The sequence below is a fragment of the Streptomyces sp. NPDC006487 genome, assembly GCF_042870555.1.
Classification (GTDB): Bacteria; Actinomycetota; Actinomycetes; order Streptomycetales; family Streptomycetaceae; genus Streptomyces.
Genome location: NZ_JBIAHN010000016.1, coordinates 225,497 through 245,568 on the forward strand (window position 1 = coordinate 225,497; position 20,072 = coordinate 245,568).

Here is a 20,072-nt window from a genome sequence, read left to right on the forward strand (position 1 = left end):
GGTCCGGGGCGGAGCCCCGTGAGGCCCGGGCGCAGCCCGGTCTCCCAGCGGTCCGGGCGCAGCCCGGGGAACGGAGGAAGGGCGGGTAGGGGACACATCCGCACAGCGGCACCCCCGACCCGCCCCAACCCGCCACCTCAGCGCATCAGCGCATCAGCGCACCCTCGCGCCCCCGCATCAGATCAACCCCTGCGCCAACATCGCGTCCGCCACCCGCTCGAACCCAGCAATGTTCGCCCCGGCCACATAGTCCCCGGCGGAGCCATACCGCTCGGCGGTCGCGTACGACACCGCATGGATGTCCCGCATGATCCCCGCCAGCTCCGACTCGACCCGCTCCGCGCTCCACGCCACACGCCCCGCGTTCTGCGCCATCTCCAGCGCGCTGACCGCGACACCGCCCGCGTTCGCCGCCTTGCCGGGCCCGAAGGACACCCCGGCCGCCTGCAGCAGGTGCACCGCCTCCGGCGTGGTCGGCATGTTCGCGCCCTCCGACACCGCCTTGATCCCGTTGGCGATCAGCGTCCGCGCGTCATCCGCGTTCAGCTCGTTCTGCGTGGCCGACGGGAAGGCCACCTCCGCCGCCACTTCCCACACCCGCCCGCCCGGCACGAACCGCGCCGAGGGCCCGCGACGCTGCGCGTACTCGCTCACGCGCCCGCGCTCGACCTCCTTGATCTGCTTGAGCAGCGCGAGGTCGATGCCCTTCTCGTCCACCACATAGCCCTGCGAGTCGGACGCGGTCAGCGGGTTCGCCCCCAGCTGCTGCAGCTTCTCGATCGTGTAGATCGCGACGTTGCCCGAACCGGAGACGACGGCCGTCAGCCCATCCAGCGACAGCCCCCTGACCGCCAGCATCTCGGCGGCGAACAGCACGCTGCCGTAGCCCGTGGCCTCCGGGCGGATCAGCGAGCCGCCCCAGCCCTGGCCCTTGCCGGTCAGGACCCCGGCCTCCCAGCGGTTGGTGATGCGCCGGTACTGCCCGAACAGATAGCCGATCTCACGCCCGCCCACACCGATGTCACCCGCCGGCACATCCGTGTGCTCACCGATGTGACGGTAGAGCTCGGTCATGAAGGACTGGCAGAAGCGCATGACCTCGGCCGCCGACCGCCCGCGCGGGTCGAAGTCGCTGCCGCCCTTGCCGCCGCCGATGCCGAGCCCGGTCAGCGCGTTCTTGAAGACCTGCTCGAAGCCGAGGAACTTCACCACGCCGATGTCCACGGACGGGTGAAAGCGCAGGCCGCCCTTGTACGGGCCGAGCGCGCTGTTGAATTCGACGCGGTAGCCACGGTTGACGTGGACGCGACCACGGTCGTCCTGCCACGGCACCCGGAAGATGATCTGCCGCTCCGGCTCGGTGAGCCGCTCCAGCAGGGCCACACCCGGATCCGCGTACTCGGGGCGCGCCGCGAACACGGGGGCCAGGGTGTCCAGGACCTCCCGTACGGCCTGGTGGAACTCGGGCTGGGCGGGGTTGCGGCGCTCGATGTCGCCGCGCAGCGCGTCCAGCCGGCCCTGCGGGTCCTTGGGGTCCGTCACGGTCTGTTCCTCCTGGTCTCTACGCCGGGACCGGCTCCGAGATGCGGCTCGAAGCTACGGACCAGACTTCCGCATCGCGGAATTCATTATCCGAGCACAGTCCCAGCCGGAGGGTACCCCGCCCGCCGACCACGACCACGAGCCTTTCCGGCCTGCTCGGCTCGGCCCCTACTCCACCGTGGACCACTCGGCTCCCACTCCACCATGGACAGAACCGGGAGCAAGGACATAGACAGGCCGTATGGACATCGCACGGGTCGCCGCCCTCGTCGCCGCGACGCTCACGACGGGCCTGATGGCCGGCCTCTTCTTCGCCTTCGACGTCTCGGTGATGCCGGCCCTCAAGCGCTCCGACGACCGGACCCTCATCTCCGTGATGCAGCGCGTGAACACTTCCATCGTCAATGGCTGGTTCATGCTGGCCTTCCTGGGCGCGCTCCTCTTCACCGGCCTCGCCCTCGGGCTCCACCTGCCCGCCGGTGACCACGCGCCGCTTCCCGCGCTGGCGAGTGCCCTCGTCCTCTACGTACTCGCCGTCGCGGTCACCGGCCGGGTGAACATCCCGCTCAACAACGCCCTGGAGGCGGCCGGCCCCGCCGAGCGGATCGCCGATCCGGCCGCCGTGCGCGCGGCATTCGAAACGAAGTGGGTACCCGCCAACCGCTGGCGTACCGCCCTGTGCACGGCCGCCCTGGCCTGCCAGTCCTGGGCCCTCCTGGCAACCGCGGCTTAGGGGGGCGTCCTCCCCCTCAGCGGCCGGACACCGCCGACGCCGCCGAGGCACCCGCCGCCGAAGCCCCCGTCGCCCGCCCGTACAGCAGGAGCGCCCGCGCCAGGGCGGTCAGTGCCGCCGCGCAGAGCAGGGTGCGCACGATGTTCGCCGTCTCCCAGGTGCCCTTGAACTTCTCGACGACCGAGAAGTCGGTCAGCTTCGCCGCGTCACCCAAGTCGGCGAGCTCGTTGTTGAGCGGGATGTTGACCGCGAAGGTGACGACGAGCACGACGAGGTACGCCGCCGCGGCCACCGCGGCCCACAGAGCCACCGCGCGGCGCCCGGCCCGCGCCTCGACGAACGCCGCGGCGAAGGCGGCGAGCAGCGCGACGACGAAGACCGTCCCGAAGAGCGGGTTGCCGTCGATGACGGCGTTGAAGCTCTGCATCGCCGTGACGTACGTACGGTCGTCGGTCTTCGCCAGTCCCGGCATCACCGAGACGTCGAAGGCGAAGAACAGCCCCGCCATCAGGCCGACCAGTACGGTCGACAGCACGAGCAGTGCGGTGGAGAGTCTGGTGCCGTTGGATCCCATCAGCTGTGCCCCCGTATGTCCGAAATCCAGAACGCCCCGGGAGGCTCCCATCGCCCCCCGACGGCTGTCGATCGTGCCACCGCCCACGCGATCGGGCCAGTGAACCTTCAGCACCGCGCAGCCCCCGCCGACCCGCATGTACCGCACACGTAGGCTGCGCGGATGAGCACATCCGTCAAGTCCCTCCGCCTGGCCCCGGTCACCCCCGACAACTTCGCCGCCGTCCGCGCGCTGTCGGTCCGCCCCGACCAGGAGCACCTCGTCTCCCCGGTCGCAAAGTCGCTTGCGGAGGCCGAGGCCCACGGGGAGACGGCCTGGCCCCGGGCGATCGTCGACGGCGACGAGGTGGTCGGCTTCGTGATGGCTTTCCTCGACATCGCCTGGAATCCGGCCGAGGACCCCCACGACATCCGCTCCGGCCTCTGGCGCCTGAACATATCGGCCGCCCACCAGTCCAAGGGCTACGGCCGCTTCGCGGTCACGGCGGTCCTCGCCGAACTCCGCCGCCGCGGCACCTCCCACGCCTACGTCACCTGGCACCCGGGCCCCGGCACCCCCGAACCCTTCTACCTCTCCCTCGGCTTCCGCCCGACGGGCGAAGAAAGCGACGGCGAAACGGTGGCCGTCCTGGATCTCCGGACCCCCTGACCCAACCCACTGGCCCCCACCCCTAACCCGCCGCCCCCGCCACCGCCCCCGCCCGGTACTCCCGCGGACTGACCCCCCGTACCCGCTTGAAGGCCGTCGAGAGTGCGAACGCCGAGCTGTAGCCGACCCGGTGGGCCGCCGAGGCGAGCGTCATCGACGGGTCGCGCAGCAGGTCCGCCGCCATGGCCAGGCGCCAGCCCGTCAGATAGGACATCGGGGGTTCACCGACCAGCTCGGTGAAGCGGCGGGCCAACGCGGCCCGCGAGACGCCGACTTTGCGGGCCAGCAACTCCACGGTCCAGCCGTACGCGGGGTTTTCGTGCAGCAGCCGCAGTGCCGGCCCGGTGACCGGGTCGTTTTCGGCGCCGCCGCGCTCCGCGAGCCAGCCGCGTACGACGCCGATCAACAGCAGGTCCAGCAGCCGGTTCAGGACGAGCTCCTGAGCCGGCTCCGTACGGGAGATCTCGACGCCCAGCAGCCCGACCAGCGTCGGGTCCACCGGCCCGACCAGCACCGGCGGAAGCGCGGTGAGCAGGCGGCTGCCGATCTCGCCCGGGTCCTGGTAGGTGCCGCTCAGCAGCACCGCCGAACCTGCCGCCGCGCCCCAGGTCCGTACCCCGAGGGCCATGGAGTCGGACACGTCCTCCCCGCCGTCCACCCTGCTGCACCGCTGGTCCGGACCCACCCGGATCTGCGGGGGTGTGTCCTTGGCGTCGGCGAGGGTGTACGGAACCGGTCCGCGCACCAGGGCCGCCTCACCCGGCGCGATGAGCACCGGCTCGGCCCCGTCCGGCAGCAGCCACGCCGATCCGTGCACCATCGTCATCACCGACAGAGGAGCCCGGTCCTCGATCCGGGCCGACCAGGGCGGGTCGAACGCGCACTTGATGAGGAAGGCGGATTTGGCTTTGGGGCCTTCGAGCAGAGCCGTCAGCGTGTCCATCGGCCCATTCTCCCCACCCGGTCCCCGCCCGCCCACTGCTCGCCCGCCCACACCCCGCAGGCCCACACTCCGCTCGCCCACCGCCTACACGTCCCAGACCCCACGAGCCGCCGCCTCCCGCGCGAAGTCCGTGAAGTCCCGCGGCTCGCGGCCCAGCACTTCCGCGACCCCGTCCACGAGGTGCGCGTTGCGCCCGTCCAGGATCAGGGTGAACAGCTCCAGGAACTCCTCCGGCAGCCCGTTCTCCCGCAGCATCTCCCGGTAGGCCCCGGTCGAGACCGGAACGTACGAGATCTCGCGCCCGGTCGCCTTCGACAGCTCGGCCGCGACGTCGGAGAAGCTGAGCAGCCGCGGGCCGGACAGCTCGTACGTCCGGCCGATGTGCCGGTCGTCGCCCAGCGCGGCCACCACCACGTCGGCGATGTCCCCGGCGTCGACGAACGGCTCGACGGCGTCGGCCGTCGGCAGGGCGATCTCGCCGGCGAGCACCGAGTCCAGGAAGAAGCTCTCGTCGAAGTTCTGGTTGAACCAGGCCGCGCGCACCACCGTCCAGTCGGCCCCCGACTCCTTCAGCGCCTCCTCGCTCCGCTGCGCCGCTTCCTCGCCGCGGCCCGAGAGCAGCACCAGCCGACGCACCCCGGCGGCCACCGCCACCCGGGCGAAGGCTCCGACCTGCTCGGCGGCGCCGGGGAAGCCGAGGTCGGGGTAGTACGTGACGTACGCGCGGTCCACGCCCTCGAGGGCCGGTCCCCAGCCCTCGGGCTCGTTCCAGTCGAAGGCCGGCTCGCCGGAGCGCGACCCGATCCGGACCGGACGGCCCAGGGCGGTGAGCTTCTCTGCCACACGCCGGCCCGTCTTGCCCGTGCCGCCGATGACCAGCGTGCGGAGGGTGGTGTCGTTCTGCGTCTGCTGCGTTGTCTTCGTCATGAGAACCAGTCAACTCCCCCGGCCTGAGACGGAACATCGCCGAGAAGCTCAACCGCATACGCCTGCGTCCACGCCCCTCGCCCACCCTCCCGGGCGGCTCCCCCCTACCGCTCGTCGAGCGTGTGCTTCACGAGCGCGTTGGCGTGCCCGTGTCCCATCGCGTGCTCGCTCTTGAGCCAGGCGACGAGCTCCATGTGCTTGGTCAGCGGCGAGGTGCGGATGAGCTCCTGCCACTCCGCGATCGGACGGCCGTACTTCTTCTCGATGGAGGGGAAGTAGCTGGCGGGGCCCTTGGCCGGCTCGGTCATGACGGTCCTCTTCCTCACGGTCTTGGCGGCTGCGACATACAAGGGGTAGACCGGGACCTCCGCGAAAACTCATCGGTCCCACCAACGAGAATGCCGGATGATCTCCGCATCATGTGGACCGAGGGCACCGTCACCCGAGCCGGCGTCCGCCTGACCTGCCGTGACCCCCGTACGACCGTGTCGTTCACCAGGACATGATCAAGCGCATCGTCACCACGGCCCTCATCGCCGGTACCGCGGCCCTCGCCGTCGCCGCCCCCGCCATGGCCGCCGAGCCGCCGCTCGCCGACGCCGTCACCAGCACGGTCGGAGACGTCCAGAACACCCAGGACGTCCAGGACATCGCGGGCCTGGTGCCCGGCCAGGCCGGCGACGACCTGACCGACTTCTCGGGCGCGTTCGACGCGTTCACCGCGGGCAGCGCCCAGCAGACCGTCTCCCACCGCTGACCCTCACGACCACCCGGGCCCAGGGCCCCAGGCCCCCGGACCAGCCCCGGTCCGGGGGTTCGTCATGTCCGGCGCCTCGGATACGTCCGCCGCAGCCGCCGTCACCTGCACGTCAAGCAATATGATCACATTGCGGTATGACCACGACGAAGACGCTCTACCTGCTGTGCTCCGCCGCCCCGCCCGTCTTCGACGTGGCCCATGTCATCGAGGACGCCCAGTCCCGGGGCTGGGACGTCTGCCTCGGCCTCACCCCCACCGCCGCCCACTGGCTGTCCAACAGCCTCGATGGTCTCGCCGCTCTCACCGGCCACCCCGTCCGCTGGCAGTACAAACTGCCCGGTGAGCCCGACGTGTGGCCGCCGGCCGACGCCCTGCTCTTTGCCCCGGCCACCTTCAACTCGGTCAACGCCTGGGCCCTCGGCCTGACCGACCGCTTCGTCGTCGGGGTCGCCTCCGAGGCCATCGGCAAGGGCACCCCCGTCGTCACCATGCCCTGCGCGAACTCCGCCCTAGCCGCCCATCCGCAGTTCGACCAGTCCCTCGCCGTCCTGCGCGGCGCCGGCGTCTCGGTCCTCTTCGGCGAGGGCGGATTCACCCCCGGCCCTGCGGGCCCGGACGCCCCGGCGCACTTCCCCTGGGCGGCAGCCCTGGCCGAGGTGGACCGCGCCACGGCATCCGGCGCCTAGCCCTCCCCGGGGGGACGGGCCCCACTCCCTCACGCCTCTCCCCGTTCCCCCTTGGCGCCGCTACTCCCCCGTGGTCCCGTCGATCGCCTCGCGCAGCAGGTCCGCATGCCCGTTGTGCCGGGCGTACTCCTCGATCATGTGGGCCAGTACGTAGTGCAGGGAGTAGGCCTGGTCCCCGTAGGAGCCGGTCACGTCCAGGGATTCGGCCGCGTCCACGATCTCCCGCGAGCGGGCGCAGGTGTCCTCCCAGATCTTGAACGAGCCGGCGACGTCCGCGTCGTCCACGTGGAACTCGGTCCACTCTCCCGCCTCGTTCTTCGGGAAGTAGCCGCGCACCTCCTCGCCGCCCACGACGTTGCGGAACCAGCCGCGCTCGACCTCCGCGAGGTGCCGCACCAACCCGAGCAGGCTCAGCCCTGAGGGAGCCACCGCCCTGCGCCGCAGCTGTTCGTCCGACAACCCGGCGCACTTCATCATCAGGGTGTCCCGCTGCCACTGGAGAACGCTGGTCAAGGTGGCCCGTTCGTCGCCCACCAGCACGGGCGGGGTTCGCTGCTCATCGATCATCGAATGATGATCACAGCCCTACGGCGGCCCCCGCACGCCGATTTCACATCCCGGCCGCCCCGGCCGTCCCGACCGCCGCGGCCCCTCCCGTTCCCCACCCCACCAGCCCCGCCACCTTCTCCGGATTCACCTGCAACCGCAGGTTCACGACCCTCCCGTCCACCGCGTCCAGGTCGTAGGTCAGCGCCGCACGCGCGACTCCCGCGTGTACGAACACCACCGACTCCTCCCCGTTGACCCGCGCGGATTCCAGGGTCACCGCCTGCAGCGAGGGCTTGGCCAGCATTCCGAGCAGCCAGCGCGCCACGTGGTCGGCACCGTGCAGGGGCCGCCGGGCCGCCGTCACCTTGCCGCCGCCGTCCGACCAGGCCGTCACCTCGGGGGCGAGCAGCTCCATCACCGCGTTCAGGTCCCCGCCCGCACACGCCGCCAGGAACCGCCGGGTCACTTCACGGCGCTGCCCCGGCTCGGCAGCGAACCGCGGCCGCCGTGCCTGCACATGGGCCCGTGCCCGGTGCCCGGTCTGCCGTACGGTCGCCTCCGCTCGGTCCAGTACCCCCGCCACCTCCGCGTACGAGTACCCGAACACCTCCCGCAGCACGAACACGGCACGCTCCAGCGGACTCAGGCTCTCCAGCACCACCAGCATCGCGGTCGACACCGTCTCGGCCCTCTCCACCTCCTGCGCGCCATCGGGCACGGCAGGCAGGGACTCGGTCACCAGCGGCTCGGGCAGCCACGGCCCGATGTAGGTCTCACGGGTGGCGCGGGCGGAGGTGAGCCGGTTCAAGGACAGGTTGGTGACCGTGCGCACCAGGTAGGCCCGCGGGTTGAGCACCGCCGACCGGTCCGCCCGGTCCCAGCTCAGCCACGCGTCCTGGAGGACGTCCTCGGCGTCGACGACGCTGCCGAGCATCCGGTAGGCGACGTCGAACAGCAGCCGGCGATGGGCGGTGAAGGGGCCGAGGGCGTCGAAGGAGGCTCCCGGGAGGTGCTCAGCAGTGCTCACGAACGATCATGCTGCCGCCGCCTCCGCGGCTTCCGCAAGCGAACCGGCCCCGTCCGCACTGCTCGCGTACGTCGGAGCCCAGCCCAGCTCACGCCCCGCCTTGGCATTCGACAACCTCAGGTCCGTCCTCATGATGGTGTGCGCGAGCGGGGCCGGCTTCAGCACCCACAGCGGTACGGTCATCGGCGCGGGCGTCCCGAACGCCGCGGCCACCGCCCGCATGTGCGCGTCCCACCCCAGCGGTTCGTCGTCGACGATGTTGTACGCCTGCCCGGGCCGCCCCGACTCCACACCGGCGACCACGGCAGTCGCCGCATCGGCCACGTCGACCCAACTCAGCGCCCGCCCCTTGGCCGCCACCACCGGCAGGGCGCGCTTGCGCAGCATCGGTACCACGTGGACATCAGTGACACCGGCCCCGTAGAACAGCCCGAAGCGCAGGCTGACCCCCTCGATCCCGTCGGCGGTGAAGGCCAGCTCCTCCTTGGTCCGCATCGCACCCACGTGCCGCTCCAGCCAGGCGTTCGCCCCCTGCGGCCCGAAGCCGTCGTCCTCGCCGAGCACCGCCCCGCCGTGGTCCCCGTATCCGTAGCCGAACATCATCGACTCCACGACGAACCGCCGTGCCCCGGTTTCGCGCGCGGCGGCAAGCAGGTTGGCCGTCCCCTCGGTGCGCAGCGCATTCGTCCCGACCATGTCCTGGTGCCGGGCCATGGTCTTCCCCGACAGGGCCGTGGCCGCGTGCACGACCGCGTCGAAGCCGAGCCCATCCACGGCGCGCAGCAGTCCCTCACGGTCGAGCAGGTCGGCTCGTACGTCCATCCCGGCACCCCGGCCCAGACCGGCGACCTCGTGCCCGGCCGCGCGCAGAGCCCGTACCGCCCGCTGCCCCAGAACCCCGCTCGCACCCGCCAGCAGAACCTTCATGGCCGTCTCCTTCTTCACTCGTTCCTTGCGCCGTCATCCATGGGACAGACGAGCGGCCCGGAACGTGACACGAAGCAAAAGTGACCGCGGTCACCAGCAGAGGAGCAGAAGCCCCGCCCGCCGCCCACCAGCTCCGGAACCACCACCGCGGGAAAGAACCGGCAACGGCACGAAGCGGCCCCGGGACCGCTACGCCCCTCCAGCGTTAACGCCGTTAATGCCCCGGCAGCCAACACCCACGGAGACCCGGGCCCTCACAGCGTTAACGCCGTTAATGCCCGCGCCCACCCACGACGCACACCACCGACACCAGCGCTCCCGCCCCCTCCGGCGTTAACGCCGTTAATGCCTCGCGCGCCGCCCCGCTCCCACCCCACCCCACGACCAAGGCGTCAACGCCGTTACGGCGTAAGCCCACCCACCCGCTCCGCCACCAGCAGTCCGAGCCCGTCGAGGATCCGTTCCAACCCGAAGTCCAGCGCCTGGTCCTGCCCCCCGGCCTCCGCCACGGAGGCCAACGCGGCCCCCAGCGCCGGGTACTTCTCCCCGTGCAGCCGCATCACCTCGCCGAGCACCGAAGTCAGCTGCGCGTCCGGCCCCTCCCCCACGGCCCCGCCCGCCATCGCGCGTTCCTGCTCCGCGATCCCGCGTACGTGCCCCGACACCAGTACCACCGCGTCGATCGCCTCGGCCCCCGTCAGCCCGCACCCGTCGAGCGCGGCGAGTGCCCGCTCCATCCACCCCACCTCGACCGGCCCCATCACCCGCGCCCCGACCGTCGCCTCCAGCAGCCACGGATGCGCCCTGAATCCGGCCAGCAGCTCCCGCGCCCACACCGCGAGCCGCTCACGCCAGCCCTCCCCGACCGGACGGCCGTCCAGCACCGAGGGGTCCGGGATCGCGGCCTCCACCATCAGCGAGACCAGCTCCGCCTTGCCCGGCACGTACCGGTACAACGCCATCTTCGTGACCGCCAACCGCCCGGCCACTCCCTGCATCGATACGCCGGCAAGCCCCTCGGTGTCCGCGAGGGCGACCCCCGCACCGGCGATCCCTTCCAGCGTGAGCCCTCGCTTGGGCCCGCGCGCGGGCTTCACCGGCGGCCCCCAGAGCAGCCGAACGGCCGCACCCCACTGCTCGTCCACGTCCGTCATGGGATCCCCTCACACTCGCCCCGCCATTAAACTGCGTCCACCGTACACGTTAACGGCGTTAATGCCGTTCTGGCGTTAACGCCACCACTCCACCTACCGCCCACCCGCGACCCCACCCGCCCGCCCACCCACCGCGTTAACGCCGTTAATGATCCACTTCCATAAAAAGTACTGGTCGACTGGTTTTTTTAAGGACCGTCTGCCTAGATTGGCCCTGGCCGAACCATGTGGTGACCACCTCCCCGGTTCCGCCCAACTACCGCGATCCCAAGGAGAACCCGCATGGCGAGGGCCAGACAGGAACGAGCCGAGATCACCCGGCAGGCGATCCTGGACGGCGCGGCCATCGCCTTCGACCGGACCGGTTTCCACGGCACCAGCCTGACCGACGTGGCCGGGCGGGCCGGCGTCACCAAGGGCGCCCTGTACTTTCACTTCTCGTCCAAGGAAGCCATCGCCCGGACCCTGATGGACGAGCAGTTCCAGGTATCCGATGGCCTGCCCGGACTCGCGGAGCCGGGTCTCCAGACCGCCATCGACCTGACCCACCGGATGGCGTTCGGTCTCCGTTCCAACATCCGGGTCCGCGCCGGGATCCGGCTGGTCATCGAGTTCGGCTCCTTCACGGACCCGGACCCGAGCCCGTACAACGCCTGGATCGACACCTCCCTGAGCTGCCTGACACCGGCCCAGGAGCGCGGCGACATCCTGCCCTCGGTCAACGCCCACGACCTGTCGACCATGCTCGTCGCCGCGTTCTCCGGCATCCAGGTGACCTCGCACGTACGCACCAGCCGTGCGGACCTGCACGCCCGGGTCATCGACCTGTGGAACTTCGTGCTCCCGGGAATCGTGCCCGCGGACCGCATCTCCCGTTTCGACCCGGCCGGCTCGCCCGAATGCCGGTCCGAACTGGGCCTGTCAGCCATGGACGCTGCTCGGACCCCGGACTCCGCTCCGGCCACCACCGCCTGACGACGCGTCCAGGGCGGCCTCGCACGCGCCGTGGTGAACCACGGGGGTGCTCACCACGGCGCGTGCGAGGCCGCCCTGTCCCAACACCCCGCCCCCACCCGCAAGGCACGCAAGGCACGCAAGGCACGCAAGGCCGTTCCAGGGCCGTCTCAGGGCCGATCCACACCACTTCGTTAGCAAAACTCAAGCGTGGTGCCCACGAACACCCTTGAACGTTAGTAAAGTCCCTCGCATGACTTCTCCCTCATCGAGCGACCGCGAGAAGGTCGTCTCCAAACTCCCCCCGTGGCTGCGCCAGGAGCTCAAGATCCGCACCGCCCAACTGCGGGTGGACATCCAGGACGCCGTCCACCAGGGCATCGCCCACTGGAGCGCGCTCGCCTCTTCCCCCTCCCCCGTCGACACCTCCGGGGCCGAGTCCTTCTCCACCTGGCTGCCCGGCGGCCAGTGGGAGTCCTTCCGCACCGACTCCAAGCACCGCGGCGTCTCCCTCATCCAGGGACTCGCCCAAGCCGTCTCCCTCTGGCTGGAGATGAACCCGGCCCCCACCGTGAAGCGGCCCTCGGTCGTCCGCCGCATCGTGGTGTGCAACCAGAAGGGCGGTGTCGGCAAGACCGCCATCACCGCAGGCACCGCCGAAGCCCTCGCCGAGGACCCCGGCAGCCTCCACCCGGTCCGCGTGGCCCGCCAACTGGCCCGGCTCTCGGCCGTCGAGGACGGAGACGATCCGGGCCAGGAGGGCACCGCGTCCGCCCCGCCCATCGACCTGGAAGACCTGCCCGGCCTCGGCATGCGCGTCCTGCTCGTCGACTTCGACCCCCAGGGGCACCTCACCAAGCAGCTCGGCCGGCAGCCGCTGCCCATCGGCGGCGACAGTCTCACCTGCCACATGGCGGGCGAGGCCAAGGGCCCCCTCGCCGACCTGATCGTCCCCATCCCGGACGAGCGCTTCGGCGACCGCCTCCACATCCTCCCGGCGTGCACGGACGCGTTCCTCCTCGACGTCCGGCTCTCCACGGTCCGTGCCCGCGAGGCCGCGCTCGAACGGGCCCTCGCCCCCGTCGAGGCCGACTACGACGTCATCCTCATCGACTGCCCGCCGAGCCTGGGTCTCAGCATGGACGCCGCCATCTACTACGGCCGCCGCCGCGACGCCGAACAGCCGGGAGCCTCCGGCGCACTGATCGTGGTCCAGGCGGAGGACTCCTCGGCGGACGCCTACGACCTCCTGACCTCCCAGATCAACGACCTCCGCGACGATCTCAGCCTCGACATCGACTACCTCGGTCTCGTCGTCAACCTCTACGACGGCCGGCGCGGCTACATCGCGACCTCCTCCCTCCAGGCCTGGATGGACATAAAGGATCCGCGCGTGGTGGCCATCGTCCCGGACCTCAAGGAACAGCGCGAAGCGGTCCGCGTGAAGCAGCCCCTGTTCGTCTACGCACCCAAGGGCGAGCAGGCGGTCGCCCTCCGCGCCCTCGCAAGGGAGATCTCATGAGCAAGGCCGACAAACTCGGAGTCTCGAGCTCCTTCGCCCGAGCCCAGCCCGTAGGCGTCAGTTCCCGCCGCGCGGCCATCGCCGAAGTCACCGGCGCTCCCACCTCCGGCGTGGTCCCGCCCTCGGAGGTGCCGATCGAGGCGCTCGCCCACAACCCCTTCAACCTCCGCGAGGACCTCACCGAACTCCACGAGCTGGCCGCGTCCCTGACGACCCGGGGGCAGCTGCAGCCCCTGGCGGTCGCCACCCGCATGGCCTTCATGGAGGCGCACCCCGGGAACACCGACAGCCTGGGCCGCGCTCCGTACGTGGTCATCGACGGCAACCGCCGCCTGGCGGCGGCCCAGCGCGCCGGCCTCCGCACCATGCAGATCCACGTCAACGACTCCCTCGCCTCCTCGGCGGCGGACATCCTGGAATCGGCGCTCATCGCCAACGTCCACCGCGTCGACGTGGCGCCCATGGACCAGGCCCGCGCCCTGCAGCAACTCGTCGAGGTCCACGGCTCCCAGGCCCAGGTCGCCAAGCGCCTGGGCAAGACCCCGGCCTGGGTTTCCCAGCGCCTGACCCTCCTCAACCTCACCCCGGAACTCCAGGACAAGGTGGAGACCGGCGAACTCAAGGTGGAACCGGCCCGCCGCATCGGCCGCCTCCCCCAGGAGGACCAGGCCTCCGCGGCAGACGAAGCCGTTAACGCCGTTAACCCCCCACGCCAGCGCACCCGCCCGACCCCGAACCCCGAGGCCTCCCCCGAACCCTCCCCTTCTCCCTCCCCTTCTCCCTCCGCTCCCACCTCCCCCCGCCGCATCACGATCGCGGCGGACTCCCCGGAAACGATCGCGGACGCACTCACCGCCCACCTCACTCCGGACGACCTGAAGGCGGTGACGGAACTCCTCCTGACGCGCATCTGACGCGCGTCTGCCCCACACCAGACCCGACCCCACCCGACACGAAGGGGGCGTTGGCCCGGTCGGACCACCACGCCCCCCACGTGTGTTTCACGTGCGTTCCATGGTGCGGTTCGCATAAGCTGCGCCTGGAGGTGCCCATGCCCAACGCGCACGAAAACGAACAGACCACGCTCTTCGCCGCGGTCGATGCCCTTTTGGAAGAGGCCGCGGCACAGGACGCCCTCCCGCACCCGGACGAGCGCAAGCGCCTCCGCGAGGCGGCAGGCCTGAGCCAGGACCAGATCGCCCAGGCCCTGGCCGTCCGCCGCGAAACGGTCACCTCCTGGGAAACCGGCCGCACGGCCCCCCGGCCCCCCAAGCGCGCCGCCTACGCCCGCCTCCTCAACGGCCTGGCAGACCTCCACGGCATCAACACCGTCAACACCCCGCAGGCCCCCGCCCCGCAAGCCCCCACACTGCAGCCCCCCACACTGCAGCCCCCCACACTCCGGGCCCGCGCCGAAGACGCCGGGCCCACCCCCAGCGGCGCCGCACCCGTTAACGCCGTTAACGCCCCCTCCCACCCGGGTAACGCCGGCCCCGAAGCCGCGACCCCGCACCCGCAGCCGGAGCCCGGTCCGGAGCCCCAGTTCCGTGAAAGCGCCGGCAGGGGAACAGCCCCACAAGCCCGCACCCCCCAGCCGCCAACGGGACCGGGAACAGGAACGGCCACACCCACCCCCCGCACAGGTGCCGCCAAATCCACCCCCCCACCCCTCCTGGAGGGCAACGGACCCCTGGCCGTACTGGACGGCACAGGAAAGGCCCACGCCGCCCGAGGCGCGGTCCTCACACCCCCCACCACCCTCCCCGCCCTCGTCGAATGGGCCCTCACCCCCGCCGCCAACCTCCGTTCCCCCCGCCTCCACCGCAACGGCAAGGACGGCGACCCCCTCCTCGTCCTCACCCCCGCCGCCACCGAGGCACTCGGACTCCCCCTGGTCCTGGAGGACCGCCGCGGTCTCCGCCTCCCCGACGACCACCCCGTCATCAAGCAGCTCACCAAGGCGAAGTGGCAGCTGACCCGCCGCGGCTTCGGCCCCTGGCCCCGCATCTACCGCCCCGCCACCCCCACCACCGGCCGCCAGTGCGTCCAGCTCGCGATCCTCCCCTGGGGCGCCCTCGACCCCCGCGCCTGGGGCGAGCACACCGCCGGCCTCCCCGCACCGGAACTCGCCGAGCTGCTCACTTCCTACGCGACCCGTGTCCTCACCCCCCGCGGCTCCACCGCCGTCTCGGGCCTGGAGCTGATGACGGCGCTGCGGCCGCCCACCCGCGCCGCCCGCGACGAGTCCACGAACACCTGGGTCTCCGCCCCGGTCCCCGGCTCCCTCACCCGCCCCGTCGACCCCGCTCCCCCGGAGGCCCCCGACGAGCACCCGGTCGTCGCGGCCCTCTACCCCCGCTCCCACCAGCGCACCCCGGACCAGGTCCTAGACGAAGAGGCCTACGACTGGATCCGCGACCCCCAGCTCCTCACCGACGCCGAGTGCACCCGCACCCACGCCGTGGGCATCGACGTGAACATGGCCTTCGCCGCGGCGGCCAACCGCCTCCTCGTCGGCACCGGCCCCGCGGTCCACACCGACGGCCCCCGCTTCGACCCGAAGCTCCCCGGCTGCTGGCTGGCCGACCTCTCGGCCGAAGCCGCCGCCATGGATCCCCGCCTCCCCAGCCCCTTCACCCCGCACGGCCGCCCCCCCACCGGCCCCGCCTGGTACGCCACTCCGACCCTCGCCTACGCCAAGGAGCTCGGCCTCACCGTCCGGCCCACGGAGGCCTGGCTCCGCCCGGACCACGGCCCGTACCTCGACGCCTGGTACACCCGCCTGCGCGACGCCTACATGGCGACGATGGCGGAACTCGGCGTCCACGCGGCCCTCACCGACGCCGAGTTCCTGAAGGCCATGGCGGAGTACAAGGGGGACCCCGACACCCCCGCCCCGCAGACCGCGGTCCTCTCCGCGATCAAATCCACCGTCAAGGGCGGCATCGGCAAGCTCCGCGAACGCCCGCAGGGCGCCGGCTACCGCCCCGGCGAGAGCTGGCCCGCCCTCGAACGCCCCACCTGGCGCCCCGACATCCGGGCCGCCGTCATCTCGACGGCCCGCGTCAACATGCACCGCAAGATGCAGAAGCTCGCAACGACAGCAGACCTCCACCCCATCGCGGTCCTCTCCGACTGCGCGGTCTACCTGTCCGACGGCCCAAGCCCCCTCGACTTCCTCCCCCGCACCCCCGAGGGAAAGCCCCTGCCCGGTGGCTTCCGTCTCGGCGTCAGCCCCGGCATGGTCAAGCACGAGGGCACCCAGCCCCTCCTCTGGGCCGTTCAACTCCTCGACGAACGCCACAACCCCGCCCGCCACATCAAGGGCCACGACGCCGCGGCCGACGGAGAGTAAGAGCCACCCATGTCCGAGATCAGCGACAGCCTCGACCGCGCCGACGAACAGAACTTCACCCGCCCCATCCCCAAGTCGGCCGGCGCCCAAATCCGATACCTCGTAAAACAGCTCAAATCAACGAAGGCCGTAGCGGACCTCCTCGCCATCTCCCGGCGCACCGTCGAGCGGTACGTGAAGGACCAGATCAAGCAGCCCAAGCCGGCCCTCTCCGCCCGCCTGGAGCGCGAGGTACGCCGCCGCTGGCAGCCCCTCGTCCGCAAGCGGGCCCGCGCCAAGGCCGCGAAGCAGACCGGCCTCGTGATCGAGACCCGCGCCCGCTTCGGCTTCAGCGCCGCCCCCGGCACGACCGACGACGGCCGGATGCGCCGCATCACCCAGCACCTCCCCCCGGAGTACGCCTCCCGCCTCTTCACCGCACACGAGGCCGGAGCCACCGAAGCCCAGCTCCGCGGCATCACCGCCGAAGGGCTCCAGGAGATCTACTTCAAGGACCACGGCGCCCGCGCCCAGGGCCTCCTGGTCGAGTTCACCGACATCGACTACGTGGAACTCAACTTCTGAAGAACCCTCACATGAGCCCGAACCCCCACACGCCCCCCTGAGCCCCTCAGAAACCACAAAGGGCCCCGGACATTCCGGGGCCCTCACAAGCCCCTGAGCACCCCTCAGAAGCCCTACAAACACCACCTACTCAGCCAACCGCGTGCAGCGCCCTACGCCGCTTCGATTCAGCCGCCTTCTTGGCCACGGCCTGAGCCGCCCTCTTCTTGCGCTGTTCGGCGAGCTGGTCCTGATACGCCGCCACCGCCCGGTGGTAGCTGGCCACATAGCCCCGCGCGTCCAGCCGCTCCTCCGCGTCCATCTCGTTCACGGCCGCGACCGCATCCTCGAACGAGGTGTACCCGGCGAGCATCGGGTTGATCTGGTAGACCCCGTTCCGGATCTTCCGGACCAACTTCGCCAGCTCCAGGCTCCGCAGCGCGGCGTTCACGCTCGGCCGGCTCAAGTCCAGCATCCCGCCGACCGTCGCCTGGTCGATGAGGATCCGCCCGCCCGGCTCACTGAGCGAACGCAGCTTCAGCAGCACCCGGTACGCCGCCGGCGGCAGGTCGAGGTCGGAGAGCAGCCCGTCTGCGTTGACCGCAGCGAATCGCAAGGTACTCACTGAGCCGTCCCTTCTCCCGTGCGCTTCGTCCGGCTCACCCGACGCGCAGCGCGCTCTCTTGCCCGTTCGGCCCGCAGTTCCGCGATGGCCTGCCTCATGTGGTCCAGTGAGGGGAAGCGAACCAAGTCAGGCAGGCTCGTATCGCTACGAATCTGCGAGATGGTCCCGTGCTGCTCCACCTTCACGAACTCACCCGTCATCTCGGTACCCGGGATGAACTCCGCCACCCGGTAACTGTAGGGCGGGTTGAACTGATACACACCCCGCCGCACCTTGAAGACGATCCCATGAGACATCACCGTGTGCAGAGCTTCCGACGTCTTCGTCCGGCTGACATCCAGGATGGTAGCCATCTCCTCCTGGGTAAGTGGAATCCGCCCCCCCGCCCGCTGACAGGCGATGAGCAGCAGGATCAGCCTGAGCGGCAGCGCTTCACGGAAGTACTGGGCAATCACGAGGAAGAACTCGAGGCTGTCCATCGAGAACGCATTCGGCTGATTCTCGGTCCCGTAGAACTCCAGCGGCTTGCGCTCACCGTCCAGTGTCAGCTTCCGCGTCGGGTACCGCTTCGCGAGGCTGTCCAGATCCTTGACCGGAGCCAGGGGCTGACTCCACGCGGAGATCGCGTCGTCCACCGGCAGATCGGGACGCGGGGTCCCTACCGGATTGCCCCGGCGGCGCTGTGGCTCTGATGACACGAGGCTGCTCTCCACTCCGTTGATCTGCGGAGATCAGTATGTCAACAAGGGTGACACAAGTGTCACGCTCGTTGACGTTCGGCGTGTCTTGTGTCCCCTCACAGGTGACATATCTCAGCCACACCGTTCTCCGAGCCCCCTCCCGCCCCTCCCCCGCCAACCCCACCCGCCCCGCCACCAGTTAGCCGGCAGATCTCCCCCAATACGTCAGCCCCCCCGACGTTTTAGCGCATTTTACGTCAGTGTCACTGACATTTTGCAGCCGTTGTGTCCCCCTAGCAGCGACACAACCCCCGAGATATGTCCCTCCTGAGGGGACATATCTTTTCCCCTGCACCCCCTCTGACCTGCGACGACGCATCTCCGTACCTTCTATAGGCCGGTGGTCGCTCCCGCCCAAGCCCTCAACGCCGTCTCAACCAGCAGGCAAGCCCTCCCAAGCGCCCCAAAAAACAAGCACCTCCCCCACCTCCTCATCCCTGACACAAGCCCCCTACCGCCCAGCCACAACCCCAGAATCTGACTGATTCCCGTCTCTATCCACACCACATTTTGAAGCAAGCCTCCCCTTCACCCCTTAACTCGGTTAACACCCCAAACCCCCACCCGCGTTAACGCCGTTAAGACCACCACCCAAAACCCCAGCTCAAGCCCCTCCAAACCATCCCGCATCCCTCAACACCACAAAAATCAACCTTCACCACTGCGAAGAAGACACTCGACCCCCACGAACACCCGTAAACCCTCAGAGAACACCTATGGCTGATTCCAAGCCCAGGCATCTGATCCAAGTTCTACAAGCAAGCCCAACCCACACAACTAAGAGACCTCAGTCCAAACCCAGCAACACAGCTCCGTACGACACCTGTACTCAGCGAAGGTCTCACTCTGAAGTCCCCAGCCCTTCAGAACAGGCAAGGTCCGAGCGGAACGTAGGGCCGTCTCCTACTAAAGACCGGACCGTAAAAAAAGCCGGCTGAGCACAGCAAGGCTGCCCCAGTCCTAAGCACGTAGCTCTTCAATACCCCCTGGGGCTAAGGGCCCTCAGCCTGGAGCGAAGCGGAAGGCTCACTCCCTCGAAGAAGTACTGGTCCCCAAGGAAGACCTGCCCCCAAGTACAGCAAAGCGGCTTCAGATCGAGGCTTACAACACTTCGGAACCTCTAGGACCTTTGGCTCCGAAGACCGAAGCAAAACAGAAGGCTCCCTCGCCGAAGACGAGGCTCCAGCCTCCAAAGCAGGTCCCCAAACAAAGCTAGGAACCTCATTCCGAAGAGCCTAGCCCTTCGGAACTCCTGACGGTCAATGACGCCCAACCCGGAGCGAAGCGGAGGGCACACCTTGCCCGAGAGCACAAGTTATTGGCCCGCGAAGCGGGCCTCCCGAGCTCAGCGAGGCTGTTTCAGTCCGAAGCGCGCAGCGCTTCGGACCCCCTCAAGGCCAAAGGCCTTCAGCCCGGAGCGAAGCGGAGGGCTCCTTCCCCCCAAGGAGAGAAAGGCATTGGCCCGCGAAGCGGGCCGGCCTAGCGCAGCCAGACCCCCTCAGTCCGAAGCGCGCAGCGCTTCGGTACCCCTGGGGGCCTTTGGCCCCCAGCCCGGAGCGAAGCGAAGGGCTCCCCTCCCCGAAGGGGAGGCACCAGCTCCGCGAAGCGGAGCCCCCGAGCGCAGCGAGGGGCATCAGTCCGAAGCGCGCAGCGCTTCGGTACCCCTGGGGGCCTTTGGCCCCCAGCCCGGAGCGAAGCGAAGGGCTCCCCTCCCCGAAGGGGAGGCACCAGCTCCGCGAAGCGGAGCCCCCGAGCGCAGCGAGGGGCATCAGTCCGAAGCGCGCAGCGCTTCGGTACCCCTGGGGGCCTTTGGCCCCCAGCCCGGAGCGAAGCGAAGGGCTCCCCTCCCCGAAGGGGAGGCAC

20 protein-coding genes are annotated in these 20,072 nt (G+C 70.2%); 9 read left to right on the top strand and 11 right to left on the bottom strand.

Translation table 11 applies throughout. From position 1 onward, the window contains the following. Positions 1 to 177: 177 nt before the first annotated feature. Positions 178 to 1,542, bottom strand: coding sequence for an NADP-specific glutamate dehydrogenase (gdhA, locus tag ACFYM0_RS28110; protein WP_388506173.1), 1,365 nt, complete (start codon positions 1,540 to 1,542; stop codon positions 178 to 180). A gap of 241 nt (positions 1,543 to 1,783) precedes the next feature. Between gdhA and ACFYM0_RS28115 the strand changes: the two genes are divergently transcribed. Beyond that, positions 1,784 to 2,275 carry a DUF1772 domain-containing protein gene (locus ACFYM0_RS28115; RefSeq protein ID WP_388506175.1) on the top strand — a complete coding sequence of 164 codons (492 nt, stop codon included), beginning with the start codon at positions 1,784 to 1,786 and terminating at the stop codon, positions 2,273 to 2,275. A 16-nt stretch (positions 2,276 to 2,291) separates the two neighbouring features. Here the strand turns inward: ACFYM0_RS28115 and ACFYM0_RS28120 are convergent, their stop codons facing one another. Beyond that, positions 2,292 to 2,849, bottom strand: coding sequence for an anthrone oxygenase family protein (locus ACFYM0_RS28120; protein WP_388506177.1), 558 nt, complete (start codon positions 2,847 to 2,849; stop codon positions 2,292 to 2,294). A gap of 162 nt (positions 2,850 to 3,011) precedes the next feature. Here ACFYM0_RS28120 and ACFYM0_RS28125 point away from each other — a divergent pair, with 162 nt between their 5' ends. After that, on the top strand, positions 3,012 to 3,497 hold the full coding sequence (locus ACFYM0_RS28125; RefSeq protein WP_388506179.1) for a GNAT family N-acetyltransferase: 486 nt from the start codon (positions 3,012 to 3,014) through the stop codon (positions 3,495 to 3,497). A gap of 22 nt (positions 3,498 to 3,519) precedes the next feature. Here ACFYM0_RS28125 and ACFYM0_RS28130 read toward each other — a convergent pair whose 3' ends face one another. The 3 genes from ACFYM0_RS28130 to ACFYM0_RS28140 all read right to left on the bottom strand — a co-directional run bounded on the left by ACFYM0_RS28130 (position 3,520) and on the right by ACFYM0_RS28140 (position 5,675). After that, the gene (locus tag ACFYM0_RS28130) at positions 3,520 to 4,440 is read right to left on the bottom strand and encodes an AraC family transcriptional regulator (RefSeq protein WP_388506181.1); all 921 of its coding nucleotides are present in this window, start codon (positions 4,438 to 4,440) and stop codon (positions 3,520 to 3,522) included. Between the two features lie 84 nt (positions 4,441 to 4,524). Further along, complete coding sequence (locus ACFYM0_RS28135; protein ID WP_388506183.1) at positions 4,525 to 5,367, bottom strand: NAD(P)H-binding protein; 843 nt, start codon at positions 5,365 to 5,367, stop codon at positions 4,525 to 4,527. Between the two features lie 104 nt (positions 5,368 to 5,471). After that, on the bottom strand, positions 5,472 to 5,675 hold the full coding sequence (locus ACFYM0_RS28140) for a DUF4287 domain-containing protein (RefSeq protein WP_388506185.1): 204 nt from the start codon (positions 5,673 to 5,675) through the stop codon (positions 5,472 to 5,474). Between the two features lie 194 nt (positions 5,676 to 5,869). Between ACFYM0_RS28140 and ACFYM0_RS28145 the strand changes: the two genes are divergently transcribed. Together ACFYM0_RS28145 and ACFYM0_RS28150 are read left to right on the top strand one after the other, a co-directional pair. Next, a complete protein-coding gene (locus ACFYM0_RS28145) occupies positions 5,870 to 6,124 on the top strand; it encodes a hypothetical protein (RefSeq protein ID WP_327257844.1) in 255 nt (84 codons plus the stop codon). Between the two features lie 137 nt (positions 6,125 to 6,261). Beyond that, entirely contained in the window at positions 6,262 to 6,813 is a 552-nt protein-coding gene (locus ACFYM0_RS28150) for a flavoprotein (RefSeq protein WP_388506187.1), read from the top strand. Positions 6,814 to 6,873: 60 nt separating this feature from the next. Here the strand turns inward: ACFYM0_RS28150 and ACFYM0_RS28155 are convergent, their stop codons facing one another. The 4 genes from ACFYM0_RS28155 to ACFYM0_RS28170 form a co-directional block, all read right to left on the bottom strand. Further along, positions 6,874 to 7,380, bottom strand: coding sequence for a DinB family protein (locus ACFYM0_RS28155; protein ID WP_388506189.1), 507 nt, complete (start codon positions 7,378 to 7,380; stop codon positions 6,874 to 6,876). A 43-nt stretch (positions 7,381 to 7,423) separates the two neighbouring features. Next, entirely contained in the window at positions 7,424 to 8,389 is a 966-nt protein-coding gene (locus tag ACFYM0_RS28160) for an RNA polymerase sigma-70 factor (protein WP_388506191.1), read from the bottom strand. 6 nt (positions 8,390 to 8,395) lie between these two features. Next, positions 8,396 to 9,316 (bottom strand): NAD-dependent epimerase/dehydratase family protein, encoded by a 921-nt coding sequence (locus ACFYM0_RS28165; RefSeq protein ID WP_388506193.1) that lies wholly within the window; start codon positions 9,314 to 9,316, stop codon positions 8,396 to 8,398. Between the two features lie 401 nt (positions 9,317 to 9,717). Next, a complete protein-coding gene (locus ACFYM0_RS28170; RefSeq protein ID WP_388506194.1) occupies positions 9,718 to 10,470 on the bottom strand; it encodes a TetR/AcrR family transcriptional regulator in 753 nt (250 codons plus the stop codon). A gap of 282 nt (positions 10,471 to 10,752) precedes the next feature. Here ACFYM0_RS28170 and ACFYM0_RS28175 point away from each other — a divergent pair, with 282 nt between their 5' ends. The 5 genes from ACFYM0_RS28175 to tpg all read left to right on the top strand — a co-directional run bounded on the left by ACFYM0_RS28175 (position 10,753) and on the right by tpg (position 16,865). After that, complete coding sequence (locus ACFYM0_RS28175) at positions 10,753 to 11,445, top strand: ScbR family autoregulator-binding transcription factor (protein WP_388506196.1); 693 nt, start codon at positions 10,753 to 10,755, stop codon at positions 11,443 to 11,445. Positions 11,446 to 11,677: 232 nt separating this feature from the next. Continuing rightward, a complete protein-coding gene (locus tag ACFYM0_RS28180) occupies positions 11,678 to 12,946 on the top strand; it encodes a ParA family protein (RefSeq protein ID WP_388506199.1) in 1,269 nt (422 codons plus the stop codon). Further along, positions 12,943 to 13,860, top strand: a complete 918-nt coding sequence (locus ACFYM0_RS28185) for a ParB/RepB/Spo0J family partition protein (RefSeq protein ID WP_388506201.1) — start codon at positions 12,943 to 12,945, stop codon at positions 13,858 to 13,860. Before ACFYM0_RS28180 ends, ACFYM0_RS28185 begins: the two co-directional genes overlap by 4 nt. A 137-nt stretch (positions 13,861 to 13,997) precedes the next feature. Then, the gene (gene tap, locus ACFYM0_RS28190; RefSeq protein ID WP_388506203.1) at positions 13,998 to 16,301 is read left to right on the top strand and encodes a telomere-associated protein Tap; all 2,304 of its coding nucleotides are present in this window, start codon (positions 13,998 to 14,000) and stop codon (positions 16,299 to 16,301) included. A 9-nt stretch (positions 16,302 to 16,310) separates the two neighbouring features. Continuing rightward, positions 16,311 to 16,865, top strand: a complete 555-nt coding sequence (gene tpg, locus ACFYM0_RS28195; RefSeq protein WP_243336387.1) for a telomere-protecting terminal protein Tpg — start codon at positions 16,311 to 16,313, stop codon at positions 16,863 to 16,865. A gap of 130 nt (positions 16,866 to 16,995) precedes the next feature. On the opposite strand, the gene ACFYM0_RS28200 is transcribed toward tpg, so the two are convergent. Both ACFYM0_RS28200 and ACFYM0_RS28205 read right to left on the bottom strand, forming a co-directional pair. Next, positions 16,996 to 17,469: a MarR family transcriptional regulator gene (locus tag ACFYM0_RS28200; RefSeq protein WP_250744360.1), complete on the bottom strand. Its 474-nt coding sequence runs from the start codon at positions 17,467 to 17,469 to the stop codon at positions 16,996 to 16,998. After that, entirely contained in the window at positions 17,466 to 18,104 is a 639-nt protein-coding gene (locus ACFYM0_RS28205; RefSeq protein ID WP_239516702.1) for a hypothetical protein, read from the bottom strand. Before ACFYM0_RS28205 ends, ACFYM0_RS28200 begins: the two co-directional genes overlap by 4 nt. Between the last annotated feature and the right edge of the window lie 1,968 nt (positions 18,105 to 20,072).

Excerpts from the sequence above, each read along its gene's own strand:
- ACFYM0_RS28115 (WP_388506175.1), top strand. The coding sequence starts at position 1,784 with ATGGACATCGCACGGGTCGCCGCCCTCGTCGCCGCGACGCTCACGACG.
- ACFYM0_RS28120 (WP_388506177.1), bottom strand. The coding sequence starts at position 2,849 with ATGGGATCCAACGGCACCAGACTCTCCACCGCACTGCTCGTGCTGTCG.
- ACFYM0_RS28125 (WP_388506179.1), top strand. The coding sequence starts at position 3,012 with ATGAGCACATCCGTCAAGTCCCTCCGCCTGGCCCCGGTCACCCCCGAC.
- ACFYM0_RS28130 (WP_388506181.1), bottom strand. The coding sequence starts at position 4,440 with ATGGACACGCTGACGGCTCTGCTCGAAGGCCCCAAAGCCAAATCCGCC.
- ACFYM0_RS28135 (WP_388506183.1), bottom strand. The coding sequence starts at position 5,367 with ATGACGAAGACAACGCAGCAGACGCAGAACGACACCACCCTCCGCACG.
- ACFYM0_RS28140 (WP_388506185.1), bottom strand. The coding sequence starts at position 5,675 with ATGACCGAGCCGGCCAAGGGCCCCGCCAGCTACTTCCCCTCCATCGAG.
- ACFYM0_RS28145 (WP_327257844.1), top strand. The coding sequence starts at position 5,870 with ATGATCAAGCGCATCGTCACCACGGCCCTCATCGCCGGTACCGCGGCC.
- ACFYM0_RS28150 (WP_388506187.1), top strand. The coding sequence starts at position 6,262 with ATGACCACGACGAAGACGCTCTACCTGCTGTGCTCCGCCGCCCCGCCC.
- ACFYM0_RS28155 (WP_388506189.1), bottom strand. The coding sequence starts at position 7,380 with ATGATCGATGAGCAGCGAACCCCGCCCGTGCTGGTGGGCGACGAACGG.
- ACFYM0_RS28165 (WP_388506193.1), bottom strand. The coding sequence starts at position 9,316 with ATGAAGGTTCTGCTGGCGGGTGCGAGCGGGGTTCTGGGGCAGCGGGCG.
- ACFYM0_RS28170 (WP_388506194.1), bottom strand. The coding sequence starts at position 10,470 with ATGACGGACGTGGACGAGCAGTGGGGTGCGGCCGTTCGGCTGCTCTGG.
- ACFYM0_RS28175 (WP_388506196.1), top strand. The coding sequence starts at position 10,753 with ATGGCGAGGGCCAGACAGGAACGAGCCGAGATCACCCGGCAGGCGATC.
- ACFYM0_RS28180 (WP_388506199.1), top strand. The coding sequence starts at position 11,678 with ATGACTTCTCCCTCATCGAGCGACCGCGAGAAGGTCGTCTCCAAACTC.
- ACFYM0_RS28185 (WP_388506201.1), top strand. The coding sequence starts at position 12,943 with ATGAGCAAGGCCGACAAACTCGGAGTCTCGAGCTCCTTCGCCCGAGCC.
- tap (WP_388506203.1), top strand. The coding sequence starts at position 13,998 with ATGCCCAACGCGCACGAAAACGAACAGACCACGCTCTTCGCCGCGGTC.
- tpg (WP_243336387.1), top strand. The coding sequence starts at position 16,311 with ATGTCCGAGATCAGCGACAGCCTCGACCGCGCCGACGAACAGAACTTC.